Annotated in this window: 11 protein-coding genes; 7 read left to right on the top strand and 4 right to left on the bottom strand. The window is 57.7% G+C overall.

Annotation, left to right across the window (positions count from 1 at the left end; genetic code table 11):
* The first annotated feature begins 39 nt into the window (after positions 1-39).
* The 6 genes from pip (at position 40) to infB (ending at position 7347) form a co-directional block, all read left to right on the top strand.
* Positions 40-1014: a prolyl aminopeptidase gene (gene pip / locus Z945_RS0108940; RefSeq protein ID WP_025051762.1), complete on the top strand. Its 975-nt coding sequence runs from the start codon at positions 40-42 to the stop codon at positions 1012-1014.
* Entirely contained in the window at positions 1011-1865 is an 855-nt protein-coding gene (locus Z945_RS0108935) for an ABC transporter substrate-binding protein (protein ID WP_025051761.1), read from the top strand. The genes pip and Z945_RS0108935 overlap by 4 nt, the downstream gene beginning before the upstream one ends.
* Positions 1866-2004: 139 nt before the next feature.
* Positions 2005-2598 (top strand): ribosome maturation factor RimP, encoded by a 594-nt coding sequence (rimP, locus tag Z945_RS19555; protein ID WP_037970823.1) that lies wholly within the window; start codon positions 2005-2007, stop codon positions 2596-2598.
* Positions 2598-4214 carry a transcription termination factor NusA gene (gene nusA, locus Z945_RS0108925; RefSeq protein WP_025051760.1) on the top strand — a complete coding sequence of 539 codons (1617 nt, stop codon included), beginning with the start codon at positions 2598-2600 and terminating at the stop codon, positions 4212-4214. The genes rimP and nusA overlap by 1 nt, the downstream gene beginning before the upstream one ends.
* A gap of 22 nt (positions 4215-4236) precedes the next feature.
* Positions 4237-4857, top strand: coding sequence for an RNA-binding protein (locus Z945_RS0108920; protein WP_025051759.1), 621 nt, complete (start codon positions 4237-4239; stop codon positions 4855-4857).
* 9 nt (positions 4858-4866) lie between these two features.
* Positions 4867-7347 carry a translation initiation factor IF-2 gene (gene infB / locus Z945_RS0108915; protein ID WP_025051758.1) on the top strand — a complete coding sequence of 827 codons (2481 nt, stop codon included), beginning with the start codon at positions 4867-4869 and terminating at the stop codon, positions 7345-7347.
* Positions 7348-7441: 94 nt separating this feature from the next.
* On the opposite strand, the gene Z945_RS20950 is transcribed toward infB, so the two are convergent.
* The 4 genes from Z945_RS20950 to Z945_RS0108895 form a co-directional block, all read right to left on the bottom strand.
* Entirely contained in the window at positions 7442-7573 is a 132-nt protein-coding gene (locus tag Z945_RS20950) for a hypothetical protein (protein ID WP_277618917.1), read from the bottom strand.
* A 103-nt stretch (positions 7574-7676) separates the two neighbouring features.
* Positions 7677-8075, bottom strand: coding sequence for a (deoxy)nucleoside triphosphate pyrophosphohydrolase (locus Z945_RS0108905; RefSeq protein ID WP_025051757.1), 399 nt, complete (start codon positions 8073-8075; stop codon positions 7677-7679).
* The gene (gene argJ / locus Z945_RS0108900; protein WP_025051756.1) at positions 8072-9298 is read right to left on the bottom strand and encodes a bifunctional glutamate N-acetyltransferase/amino-acid acetyltransferase ArgJ; all 1227 of its coding nucleotides are present in this window, start codon (positions 9296-9298) and stop codon (positions 8072-8074) included. The genes Z945_RS0108905 and argJ overlap by 4 nt, the downstream gene beginning before the upstream one ends.
* A gap of 5 nt (positions 9299-9303) precedes the next feature.
* A complete protein-coding gene (locus Z945_RS0108895) occupies positions 9304-10152 on the bottom strand; it encodes a peptidylprolyl isomerase (protein ID WP_025051755.1) in 849 nt (282 codons plus the stop codon).
* 175 nt (positions 10153-10327) lie between these two features.
* Here Z945_RS0108895 and secA point away from each other — a divergent pair, with 175 nt between their 5' ends.
* Positions 10328-13030, top strand: a complete 2703-nt coding sequence (gene secA / locus Z945_RS0108890) for a preprotein translocase subunit SecA (RefSeq protein WP_025051754.1) — start codon at positions 10328-10330, stop codon at positions 13028-13030.
* Positions 13031-13114 lie beyond the last annotated feature (84 nt).

Raw genomic sequence — 13114 nt, 5'->3', positions numbered from 1 at the left:
CCTATGTTCTTGTCTGTTCAGTCGTTATATAGGGCGGTGATGGACAAATATCCCGATCAAAAACGCGCTGTTCAATATCTGTATCCGCCGATTGACCCGTTCGATCAGCGGATGCTGTCGGTTGGGCAGGGGCATCACGTCTATATGGAGCAATGCGGCAACCCCGATGGGATACCTGTCGTTGTGCTGCATGGCGGCCCCGGTGGCGGGTGCAGCCCGTCCATGCGACGGTATTTTGACCCGGCGAAATTTCGTGTGATTCTGTTTGATCAGCGCGGCTGTGGCCGGTCAAAGCCGCATGCCAGCGTGACGGACAACACGACATGGCATCTGGTCGCGGATATCGAGATGATTCGCCGCGAGTTGGGGATTGAGCAGTGGGTCGTCTTTGGCGGATCCTGGGGGGCGACGCTGTCGCTGGTCTATGCGCAAACGCACCCCGAAGCGGTGCGCAATCTGGTGTTGCGCGGTGTGTTTTTGATGACGCAGGCCGAGCTGGACTGGTTCTATGGCGGTGGTGCCGGTAAATTCTGGCCCGAGGTCTGGGCGCGGTTTACGTCGCTTGTTCCGGATGACGAGCATGACGATCTGATCAAAGCCTACCACCGGCGTTTGTTTTCCGGCGATCTGCCGATAGAACAGCGCTATGGCAAGGCGTGGGCGGCGTGGGAAAATGCACTGGCATCAATCCATTCGACAGGCGGCAATCACGAAGGCCCGGCTGAATATGCCCGTGCGTTTTCACGGCTTGAGAATCACTACTTCACGAATGCGGGCTTTCTGGAATTCGACGGACAGATTTTGGCGCATATGCCGCGCATCGCTCATATCCCCGGCGTGATTGTGCAGGGGCGGTACGACATGATCTGCCCGCCCACCAGCGCCTATGAACTGTCAGAGCGCTGGCCCGCGGGGACGTTAAAGATGGTCCGAAATGCCGGGCACGCGCTTTCCGAGCCAGGCATATCGGCGGAACTGGTGCGTGCGATGGACCAGATTGGCGCGCAAAGATGAGCCGGTCGCGTATCCTTGATCGGCGGGCTCTTTTCTCCAGCGCGGCAGCGGCGGCTTTGTTAGCGGCAACTGGTGTCTCTGCTGCGGGGCCAAAGCGTGGCGGACGTCTGCGCATGGCGCTTTCGGGTGCATCGCGGTCGGATACATGGGGGCAGGGCCACGGGTTGTTCATGCAAGTGGCCCGGCAGGGGTTGGTCTTTGACACCCTGACCGAAGTTGCGGCGGACGGTACGTTGCGCCCCGAACTGGCGATTGGCTGGACCTCTTCTGTTGATGCAACGGTCTGGACGTTCGATTTGCGCAAAGACGTGACTTTTCATGATGGTAAGCCGTTCACTGCTGCGGATGTCGTGGCGAGCGCGGCAGGTTTTGAGAATGGTACTGTCGGGGCGACCGGCGCGCACCAAGTGACGTTTAGTCTGTATCATCCTGATGCCGGTCTACCTTTGCGGTTGGCACAGCCGGAGTTTTACATCTCTGCTGCGCATGCGATGGGCCAAGGCATCGGTACGGGGCTGTATCGCCTGGCGTCCTTTGTGCCGGGCCAGCGCTTGCTGACCGAGAGGGTCGCTGCACATTACAAGGATGGCACCGCCGGATGGTTCGATGAGGTCGAGTTGACCTCGATCCCGTCCGAGACGGTTCGGGGTCAGGCCCTGGGCGAATATATGGTCGATGCCGTCGATCTGCGCGAGGCAGGCGCGTTGACCGGGATGCCGGATATCAGCTTTCAACCCGATCGCCGGCACCCTACGCAGGCTGTTTCAGCCGAGGTTGCCCAACCCGCGCAGGTCAGTCATTTGCGGCCGTTGGATAATCTGCGCGCAGCTGAACGGTGGTGGTTCGCCTGATCCCCCTTGTAGTTTCCGGCGGCCTTGCGTATATGGCTTTCAACAGCGGCGCGTTCGGGTCCACACCAAACGCTCCACCGATCTTGAACACGGGCCGCGCGCCCGTTTTTTTGTGCCTGATGGAAATCGACAGATACCTATGACCGACGACCAACCACTTTCGACCACACTGATTGCCAAAGCTGCCATTGATCGCCGCATGGCCGAGATCATCACACCGGTGATCGAGGATATGGGCTATGAGCTGGTGCGGGTGCGTTTAATGTCGGGCAAGGAAACGATTCTCCAGATCATGGCAGACAAGCCTGAAGGCGGGATCGAAGTGGATGATCTGGCCCTGATCAATCAGGCGCTGGGCGCAGTCCTGGATGTCGAAGATCCGATCATCGAGGAATATACGCTCGAAGTATCCAGCCCCGGCATTGACCGTCCGCTGACACGGCTCAAGGACTTTGACATGTTCGAAGGGTATGAAGCCAAGATCGAGACGGACGAGCTGATCGACGGCCGCCGCCGCTTTAAGGGTGAGCTGGCGGGTATCGAGGGTGACGAAGTGCTGATCAATGTGGCCGAAGGTACTGTCGGGCTCAAGTTTGATTGGTTGAGCGATGCCAAGCTGGTGCTGACCGACGAGCTGATCAAAGAAATGCTGCGCCAGCGCAAAGCGTCCGGTGCGATTGATGAAACCAAGTTTGATGAGATTTCCGAAGAGTCCGGAGAGGGAGAAACCTAATGGCCATTACATCCGCCAACCAGCTTGAGCTTTTGCAAACCGCAGAGGCCGTGGCCCGCGAAAAGATGATCGACCCTGCGCTGGTCATCGAGGCGATGGAAGAATCACTCGCCCGTGCGGCAAAGTCGCGTTACGGCGCTGAGATGGACATTCGTGTTGCGATTGACCGCAAGACGGGTCGGGCGACATTTACGCGGGTGCGCACCGTGGTCGAGGATGAAGAGCTTGAGAATTATCAGGCGGAATTCACCGTTGAGCAAGCCAAGCAGTATATGGATGCGCCGGAAGTTGGTCAGGAGTTCATCGAAGAAGTCCCGCCCGTAGAGATGGGTCGCATCGCCGCGCAATCGGCCAAACAGGTGATTTTGCAAAAGGTCCGCGAAGCCGAGCGTGATCGCCAGTTCGAAGAATTCAAAGATCGCGCCGGTACAATCATCAACGGTCTGGTCAAGCGCGAAGAATACGGCAACGTTATTGTTGATGTGGGTGCCGGTGAGGCGATCCTGCGTCGCAACGAAAAGATTGGCCGCGAATCGTATCGCCCGAATGACCGCATCCGCGTCTACATCAAAGACGTGCGACGCGAGCAGCGTGGCCCGCAGATTTTCCTGAGCCGCACCGCGCCTGAGTTCATGGCCGAGTTGTTCAAGATGGAAGTGCCCGAGATTTATGATGGCATTATCGAAATCAAGGCCGTTGCCCGCGACCCAGGTTCGCGCGCCAAGATTGCTGTCATCAGCTATGACGGGTCAATTGATCCTGTCGGTGCCTGCGTCGGTATGCGCGGCAGCCGTGTGCAAGCCGTCGTGAACGAGCTTCAGGGTGAAAAGATCGACATTATCCCGTGGAATGAAGACCAGCCCACATTCCTGGTTAACGCACTTCAGCCTGCCGAGGTGTCCAAGGTTGTTCTGGACGAAGAAGCTGGCAAAATCGAAGTGGTGGTGCCGGAAGAGCAGCTTTCGTTGGCCATCGGCCGCCGTGGCCAGAACGTGCGTCTGGCTTCGCAGTTGACCGGCCTTGATATCGACATCATGACCGAGGAGCAGGAAAGCCAGCGCCGTCAGGCCGAGTTTGAACTGCGTACCAAGTTGTTCATGGACAACCTTGATCTGGACGAATTCTTTGCCCAGCTTCTGGTTTCCGAAGGCTTCACCAACCTCGAAGAGGTGGCTTACGTCGAGGTAGACGAGCTGTTGGTCATTGATGGCGTCGACGAAGACACCGCTGGCGAACTGCAGGCCCGTGCCCGTGATGTGCTGGAAGCGCAGAACAAAGCGGCGCTGGAAGCGGCCCGCGCCATGGGTGTCGAAGACAGCCTGGTTGAATTTGAAGGTCTGACACCCCAAATGCTTGAGGCACTGGCAAAGGATGGCGTGAAAACGCTGGAAGACTTCGCCACCTGTGCGGACTGGGAACTGGCAGGCGGTTGGACCACTGTTGACGGCGAACGCGTAAAGGATGACGGATCGCTCGAAAGCTTTGAAATTACGCTGGAAGAAGCGCAGGATATGATTATGACAGCCCGCGTGATGCTGGGTTGGGTCGATCCGGCAGAGCTTGAAGCGGAAACAGCCGACGAAGATGGCGCAGAAGAAGTGGAGGTCGAGGCCTGATCTCAGGCCTCGGTCGTACCTTATGAGTCGCGGTGGTGCCTCAAAAGACCGGTCGGACGGTCCTGATCGCAAGTGTATTGCCACGGGCGAAGTGCAACCTAAATTTGGGTTGATCCGCTTTGTCATCGGGCCGGATGATCAGGTCTTTCCCGATATTCTGGGCAAATTGCCCGGTCGGGGCATGTATGTGGCAGCAGACCGTGCGGCGCTTGAACAAGCGGTTAAGAAAAAGCTGTTTACACGGGCGGCGAAACGGCAGGTCAACGTGCCGGACGACCTGATCGACGAAGTCGAAAAGCAATTGGCACGGCGCGTCGTTGATCTGATTTCGCTACAACGCAAGGGCGGGCGCGCTGTTGCGGGATACGAGAAAGTGAAAAGCTGGCTTCAAAATGAGGAAGCCGAAGTTCTTATTCAGGCCACCGATGGTTCTGAGCGCGGCAAAACGAAACTGAGCACGCCGCATTATGGTCAATACATTGGCTGGCTGACGGCGGATGAATTGGGTTTGGCATTCGGACGCCAAACTGTGATACATGGGGCGCTCGCCTCTGGTGGACTCACTCTGCGTGTTGTAGAGGAAGCCCAACGACTTAAAGGCGTGCGCGTAAACGAGACTGGCAAGGGCCAGTCGAAAGGATAGACGAGCTAAATGAGCGATAGTGACGGCAACACCGACGGCAAGAAAACACTGGGTCTGCGCAGCGGCGCACGTCCGGGCAATGTAAAGCAAAGCTTTAGCCACGGGCGGACCAAGAATGTCGTGGTCGAAACCAAACGCAAGCGCGTTGTGGTGCCCAAGCCTGGTGGCCAAAAGCCAACAGGACCGGGTGCCGGACCCGTAGGCGATCCCTCCAAACGTCCCGCCGGCATCACCGATGCCGAGATGGAGCGCCGGTTGAAGGCGGTTCAGGCTGCCAAGGCCCGTGAGACCGAAGAAGCAGCCGCGCGTGAAGCGGAAGAAAAGGCGCGGGCAGAAGACCGCGAGCGCCGCCGCGCCGAGATCGAAGCCAAAGAACAGGCAGACCGCGAACGCGAAGAGAGCCTCAAGGCGAAAGCTGACGAGGAAGAGCGTGCAAAGCAGGAAGCCGTTGCCGCAGCGCAAGCCGCCGCCGCCCCTGCCGAACCTGTTGCCGCGCGCGCAACGCCGAACAAGGCCGCACCTGGCCCTGCTGCGCGCAAAACGGAGCGTGACCGCGAGGAGACCAACAAAAAGAACCGCACCGATGACCGCCGTTCCGGCAAACTGACAGTGAACCAGGCGCTTGCCGGTCGCGAAGGCGGACGTCAACGTTCCATGGCGCAAATGAAGCGCAAGCAAGAGCGGGCCCGGCAGAAAGCGATGGGCGGCACGGTCGAGCGCGAAAAGATCATTCGCAATGTGAACCTGCCCCCGGCCATCATGGTGTCAGAGCTGGCCGCGCGCATGGCGGAGAAAACCGGCGCGGTGGTTAAAGCACTGATGCAGAACGGTATGATGGTTACGCAGAACGAAACCATCGACGCCGATACCGCCGAACTGATCATCGAGGAATTTGGCCACAAGGTCGTGCGCGTTTCCGATGCCGATGTTGAGGACGTGATCAAAGAGATTGAGGACGATCCGAAAGATCTGGTTGGTCGCCCCCCTGTGATCACCATCATGGGTCACGTTGACCACGGTAAGACATCGCTGCTCGACGCCATTCGCAACGCGAAGGTTGTCGCGGGCGAGGCTGGCGGCATCACGCAACACATCGGTGCCTATCAGGTGAAAACCGATGGCGGCCAGATCTTGTCGTTCCTCGATACACCCGGCCACGCGGCCTTTACCTCCATGCGCTCTCGTGGTGCTCAGGTAACGGATATTGTTGTTCTGGTGGTTGCGGCGGATGACGCTGTGATGCCCCAGACGATTGAGGCGATTGCCCACGCCAAGGCGGCCGAGGTGCCGATGATCGTGGCGATCAACAAGATCGACAAGCCAGCGGCCAACGCCGACAAGGTGCGGACTGACCTTTTGCAGCACGAAGTTATCGTCGAAAAGATGTCGGGCGATGTGCAGGATGTCGAGGTTTCGGCAACCACAGGCAAAGGTCTGGACGAATTGCTTGAGGCCATTGCGTTGCAGTCCGAATTGCTTGAACTCAAGGCGAACCCGAACCGTGCCGCCGTTGGTGCCGTGATCGAAGCGCAGCTTGACGTGGGCCGTGGCCCCGTCGCGACTGTTCTGGTTCAGAACGGTACGCTGCGTCAGGGTGATATCTTTGTTGTGGGTGAGCAGTACGGTAAGGTCCGTGCGCTGATCGACGATCAGGGCAACCGCGTGAAAGAAGCCGGGCCATCGGTTCCGGTCGAGGTTCTGGGCCTGAACGGCACACCCGAAGCGGGCGATGTGTTGAACGTAACAGACACCGAAGCGCAGGCGCGTGAGATTGCGGATTACCGTGCAAACGCGGCCAAAGACAAACGTGCAGCGGCTGGTGCGGCGACAACGCTTGAACAGTTGATGGCGAACGCCAAAGCGGATGAGGACGTTTCCGAACTGCCAATCCTGGTCAAAGCAGATGTGCAGGGGTCGGCCGAAGCCATCGTTCAGGCGATGGAGAAAATTGGCAACGATGAGGTGCGCGTGCGCGTGTTGCACTCCGGTGTGGGTGCCATTACCGAGACGGACGTCGGTCTGGCCGAAGCGTCAGGCGCGCCGATTATGGGCTTTAACGTTCGTGCCAATGCCTCTGCGCGGAACACTGCGAACCAGAAGGGTGTGGAGATTCGCTATTACTCCGTCATCTACGATCTGGTGGACGATGTGAAAGCGGCCGCTTCCGGCCTTCTCAGCAACGAGATCAAGGAAACCTTCATCGGCTACGCGAACATCAAAGAGGTGTTCAAGGTTACCGGTGTTGGTAAAGTTGCCGGTTGCTTGGTTACCGAAGGTGTGGCGCGCAGGTCCGCTGGTGTACGTCTGCTGCGCGACAACGTGGTGATCCACGAAGGCACGCTCAAGACGCTCAAGCGTTTCAAGGACGAGGTACCAGAGGTGCAGTCCGGTCAGGAATGCGGCATGGCGTTCGAGAACTACGACGATATCCGCCCCGATGACGTGATCGAGATTTTCGAGCGCGAAGAAGTCACGCGGACGTTGAGCTAAGATCAGGGCAGGGCGGAAACGCCCGCCTTTTTGATCGTCAGACATGAAAAAAGGGGCTGCGAATGCGGCCCCTTTTGTTTATTTGGCGATAGGATCAGTTCTTGCGAACAGGTGTCCCGGCATAGACGGTTTCGTCAACTTTGACAGCGACCCGGCCATCGGCCAAGTCTTTGACGAAAATGCCCTGAACGGACACACAGGATCCAAGCGTAATAGTGCGCAGCATATTCTCTCTCCCCAGACAGTATATGCATCATAGTAAACCAAATGTGACTAAGCCAGCCCATTGTTTCCGCTTCCGGGAAAATAGTTCCAAATTTTAATCAGTTTTATAACCAATCTCTGATGATCGGAATCAGGGGAATGTCAGCGGCTGGCATTGGATAGTTCCGCAAATCCCTGGCGTGTACCCACTTCAACGCTTGGTTTTCCCGCGACATGGGCGTGCCTTCCCACTTTCGGCAGGCGAAGAGGGGCATTAGCAAATGAAAGTCATCATAGGAATGGCTGGCAAAGGTCAGCGGGGCGAGGCAGGAGGCCCATGTGTTGATGCCCAACTCCTCTTCCAACTCCCGGATCAGCGCGACTTCCGGCGTTTCCCCCTGCTCAACCTTGCCACCGGGAAATTCCCACAGCCCCGCCATGGATTTGCCTTCGGGACGCTGGCCCAGCAACACGCGCCCGTCTACGTCAATCAAGGCGACCGCAGAGACGAGAACAGTCTTCAAGACCGATAATCCGCATTGATTTCGATATATCCATGGGTCAGATCGCAGGTCCAAACCGTAGCTGTCCCGTTCCCAAGTCCCAGATCTACACCAATCTGAATATTGGCGTTTTTCATATGCGCGGCGGCGTCTTCCTCTGAATAGTCTGGGCTGCGCCACCCGTCCTTAGCCACTTCGATCTCACCGAAGCAGATGGAGAGACGATCACGGTCCGCTTCTGCACCGGACTTGCCAATGGCCATCACAATACGACCCCAGTTCGGATCCTGCCCTGCAATCGCGGTTTTGATCAGCGGTGAATTGGCAATGGCCATAGCGTGGGTCTTGGCATCTGCATCGCTTTGGGCACCTGTCACCGCAATCTCAACAAACTTGGTTGCGCCCTCGCCATCGCGCACAACCTGATGCGCGAGATCCAGCATCACGCCATGCAAAGCCTTTGCGAATGCGGTGCTGTCAGTGGCGTCAACGCCTGACGCGCCGGTGGCCGCAACGAGCAGACTGTCCGAGGTGGAGGTATCGCTGTCAACGGTGATGCAATTGAACGTTTTGTCGGCTTGCTCAGACACCAACTGTTGCAGCGCCTTTTGGTCGACCACAGCGTCAGTGAAAATATACACCAGCATCGTCGCCATATCGGGCGCGATCATGCCAGAGCCTTTTGCGATGCCAGCGATGCTGACAGTTTTCCCGTCAATCTGAGCAGACGCGGTAGCGCCTTTGGGATAGGTGTCAGTGGTCATGATCGCTTTGGCCGCAGCAGCGATGCTGGTGCTTTCCAATCGACCAAAGGTATCAGCGATCACCGAAGTCACCCGATCAAAGGGCAACGGCTCCCCGATAACGCCGGTCGAAGAGGTGAAGACGCGCGACTGCGGCAGGCCGCAAATGTCAGAAACGGAGGCAGTAATAGCCTCAACCGCTTCGACACCGCTGCGTCCGGTAAAAGCGTTTGCATTGCCTGAGTTCACCAATATCGCGGCACCCTCTGTCGACGCGCCACCGATCTTGGCCTGACAGTCCAACACCGGCGCGGCCCGCGTCTTGGACCGGGTAAAGACGCCAGCGATGCTGGTACCCGGGTCAAGCAGGGTGAGCATGACATCTGTGCGCCCCTGATACTTTACGCCGGCTGACGCCGTGGCAAAACGCACGCCGTCAATGACCGGCAGTTCAGGAAACGCAACAGGTGCCAGCGGGGATACTTTGATGACTTGACCCAACGAGGTTACTCCAGCCAATCGAGGTTCTTAATCAACGTCGGATCAATGCCTTCCGAGGCACTGCGGTCCACGTCTGCTTCGGCTGTGATCTCTTCGATCCGGGCCTGCACCCGTGTCTGACGCAGCTGCATTTCCAGCTCTTCGCGCACCGCGTCAAGCTCTGGCGCTTCGGTCTTGCGGGTTTCGTTCAGCTTGATCACATGCCAGCCGAATTGCGTCTGGACTGGATCGGAAACCGCACCCGCCTCCATCGCCGCGACGGCTTCTTCAAAGGACGGCACCATCATGCCGGGGCCAAACCAACCCAGCGATCCGCCACTCGGGCCGGAAGGACCGGTGGATTTTTCGCGGGCAAGCTCCGCAAAATCGGCACCTTCATCCAGTTGCACTTTCAAAGCTGCGGCTTCTTCCTCGGTTTCGACCAGAATATGCGAGGCGTTGTATTCATCGCCCGCTTCCTGATTGGCATAGGTTTCCTCATACGCGGCTTTGATCTCGGCTTCGTCGACATCGGCGGCCATCACCTGTTCGATCACTTCGCCTGCGGTGAGCGAGCGTTCCTCGTTCTGCAAGGAAAGGGTGACTCGGTCGGGCAGTTCGCCGTCAAATGTGTCCGCGAGCGCGCTTTGCTGGACCAGTTGATCCAGGATACCGGTGAAAAGCACCTCATCCGGGAGCTGCTGATACTGCTCCGGCAGAGTGGCGCGTGCGATGATCATGTGGCCGAGAGTAATATCGGTCCCGTTAACAGTTGCCACAACCGTATCGATGCCAGGTTCGTCCTGAGCGGTGGCAGGCAGCGTCAAAGTCGCGGCAAGCGCTATCGACGCCAGAAAAGTGAGAGGTTTTTGCATGGATCGTCCTATCGTTAAGCCCTGAGGAAGGCTGCCACATTGACAGCCTATGGTGCGGCCCTTACATCGCCCTAAAGGGCGCAGATGCAGGCCGGGTTCCCCATCTATCTATGGGCTGACACAGGCTTGGGCAAGCACATCGCTGCGCATAGTTTTTTCGCCTGTTGGAGAACACATGCTGGGTTTCGGAACAATCGCCAAAAAGGTCTTTGGCACGCCAAACGATCGTCGGATCAAGGCCGTGCGCCCATTGGTGGAGAAGGTCAATGCGCTGGAGCCTGAGTTTGAAAAACTGACGGACGCCGGAATCAAGGACCGCACGGAGACCTTGGCCAAACGCGCCATGGCCGGAGAAAGCCTTGACGATCTTCTGCCCGAAGCTTTCGCCAACTGTCGCGAGGCGGCCCGACGTACACTGGGCTTGCGGGCGTTTGATACGCAGGTGATGGCGGCCATTTTCCTGCATCAGGGCAATATCTCCGAACAGAAGACGGGTGAAGGCAAAACGCTGACCGCGGCCTTGGCGGCCTATCTGAATGCGCTGCCCGGCAAGGGCGTGCACATCGTGACCGTGAACGAATACCTGGTGCAGCGTGACGCGGACTGGATGGGCAAAGTGTTTGCCACCCTTGGCCTGACCACGGGTGCCGCCATTTCAGGGATGAGCAACGAAGCCAAACGCGATGCCTATCGTTGCGACATCACCTATGCCACCAACAACGAGCTCGGGTTCGATTACCTACGCGACAATATGAAGTCGAACCTGGACGAGATTCTGCAAAGGCATCACTTTTTCGCCATCGTGGATGAGGTTGACAGTATCCTCATCGACGAAGCGCGAACGCCGCTGATCATCTCCGGTCCTGCGCAAGACCGGTCCGATATGTATGTGACGATCAACAAGCTGATCCCCGAACTGTCGCCAGAGCATTACGAGCTGGACGAGAAAACCCGCAACGTGACGTTCACGGATGACGGCAACGAGTTTCTGGAGGACCTACTGCGCAAGAATGGTCTGATGGAAGAAGGCCAATCACTTTACGACCCGGAAAGCACGACCATTGTGCACCACGTCAATCAGGGTTTGCGCGCGCATACACTGTTCCAGAAGGACAAGGACTACATCGTCCGCGATGGCGAGGTCATGCTGATCGACGAATTCACGGGCCGTATGATGCAGGGGCGTCGTTTGTCGGACGGCCTGCATCAGGCGATCGAGGCGAAAGAGGGCACAAACATCATGTCCGAAAACGTCACGCTCGCATCCGTGACGTTCCAGAACTACTTCCGTCTGTATGACAAACTGGCCGGAATGACGGGCACCGCCCTGACCGAAGCCGAAGAATTCGCCGAGATATATGGTCTTGGCGTGGTCGAAATCCCAACGAACGTGCCTATTGCCCGCGTGGACGAAGACGATGCGGTGTACCGCACCGTGGGCGAGAAATATCAGGCGATGATCGAAAAGGTGCAGGAGGCCAATGCAAAGGGCCAGCCCTGCCTTGTCGGTACGACCTCGATCGAAAAATCGGAGCAATTGAGCCAGATGCTGACCGCCGCAGGCATCCAGCACAACGTGCTGAACGCCCGCCAGCATGAACAGGAAGCCCAGATCATTGCCGATGCCGGTAAATTCGGTGCCGTCACAATCGCGACGAACATGGCCGGGCGCGGCACCGATATTCAGCTGGGCGGCAATGTCGAGCTGAAGGTACTTGAAGCGCTGGACGCCGACCCCGATGCAGATCCCGAAGCGATCCGCGCCAAAATCGAAGCAGAACATGCGGACGAGAAGAAAAAGGTGCTGGAGGCCGGTGGTCTCTATGTGTTAGCGTCGGAACGTCACGAAAGCCGCCGCATCGACAACCAGTTGCGGGGCCGTTCGGGCCGTCAGGGCGATCCGGGTCGCACGTCTTTCTTCCTATCATTGGAAGACGACCTGATGCGTATCTTCGGCTCCGAACGGCTGGAGAAAGTGCTGACAACGCTCGGATTGAAAGAAGGCGAAGCGATTGTGCACCCTTGGGTGAACAAGTCGTTGGAGCGTGCGCAGGCCAAAGTCGAAGGACGCAACTTTGACACCCGCAAGCAATTGCTGAAATTTGACGACGTGATGAACGAGCAGCGCAAAGTGATCTTTGGCCAGCGCCGGGATATCATGGAAAGCCAGGACTTGTCCGAGATCACAACGGACATGCGCCATCAAGTGATTGACGATCTGATCGACACCTATATGCCGCCGAAGACCTACGCGGATCAATGGGATACCAAAGGCTTTAACGACGCCGTGATAGAGCAGTTGAACATCAACCTCCCCATTGTTGATTGGTGCGAGGAAGAAGGCGTCGACGATGAAGTAATCCGCGAGCGGATGGTCGAGGCGATGGACAAGATGATGGCTGACAAAGCCGAAGCCTTTGGCCCCGACAACATGCGCAACATCGAGAAGCAACTGCTGCTTCAGGCGATTGACGGGAAATGGCGCGAGCATTTGATGACGCTAGAGCACCTGCGGTCGGTTGTCGGCTTCCGTGGCTATGCCCAGCGTGATCCGCTGAACGAATACAAGAATGAATCCTTCCAGCTGTTTGAACAGATGTTGGACAGCCTGCGTCAGGATGTGACCCAGAAATTGGGTCAGGTGCAGCCGATGTCGGAAGAAGAGCGCGCTGCGATGATCGAAGAGATGCGCGCACAGCAAGCCGCAATGCAGGCAGCCGGAGAACGCGAAGATACGCCGCCAGCACCCTCCCCCACAGCTGTGGCAGAAGGGTTTGATGAAGACGATCCGACCACTTGGGGTACTCCGGGTCGGAACGATCCTTGTCCGTGCGGTTCGGGAAAGAAGTTCAAGCATTGCCATGGGCGGCTCTCCTGACGTCGCCCAGCTTTTGCCTTAAATTCCCCTAACGGCTGTCATATCCCGGCCCTGATGTTGCGGCATCACGATCTTGGAAACATC

Source organism: Sulfitobacter noctilucae, assembly GCF_000622365.1.
In the GTDB taxonomy this organism is placed as follows: Bacteria; Pseudomonadota; Alphaproteobacteria; order Rhodobacterales; family Rhodobacteraceae; genus Sulfitobacter; species Sulfitobacter noctilucae.
Note: the sequence above shows the minus strand (reverse complement) of the source record. Positions and strands in the feature narration are given on the sequence as shown.

Coding starts and splice junctions, on each gene's coding strand:
- pip (WP_025051762.1), top strand. CDS start 40: ATGGACAAATATCCCGATCAAAAACGCGCTGTTCAATATCTGTATCCG.
- Z945_RS0108935 (WP_025051761.1), top strand. CDS start 1,011: ATGAGCCGGTCGCGTATCCTTGATCGGCGGGCTCTTTTCTCCAGCGCG.
- rimP (WP_037970823.1), top strand. CDS start 2,005: ATGACCGACGACCAACCACTTTCGACCACACTGATTGCCAAAGCTGCC.
- nusA (WP_025051760.1), top strand. CDS start 2,598: ATGGCCATTACATCCGCCAACCAGCTTGAGCTTTTGCAAACCGCAGAG.
- Z945_RS0108920 (WP_025051759.1), top strand. CDS start 4,237: ATGAGTCGCGGTGGTGCCTCAAAAGACCGGTCGGACGGTCCTGATCGC.
- infB (WP_025051758.1), top strand. CDS start 4,867: ATGAGCGATAGTGACGGCAACACCGACGGCAAGAAAACACTGGGTCTG.
- Z945_RS20950 (WP_277618917.1), bottom strand. CDS start 7,573: ATGCTGCGCACTATTACGCTTGGATCCTGTGTGTCCGTTCAGGGCATT.
- Z945_RS0108895 (WP_025051755.1), bottom strand. CDS start 10,152: ATGCAAAAACCTCTCACTTTTCTGGCGTCGATAGCGCTTGCCGCGACT.
- secA (WP_025051754.1), top strand. CDS start 10,328: ATGCTGGGTTTCGGAACAATCGCCAAAAAGGTCTTTGGCACGCCAAAC.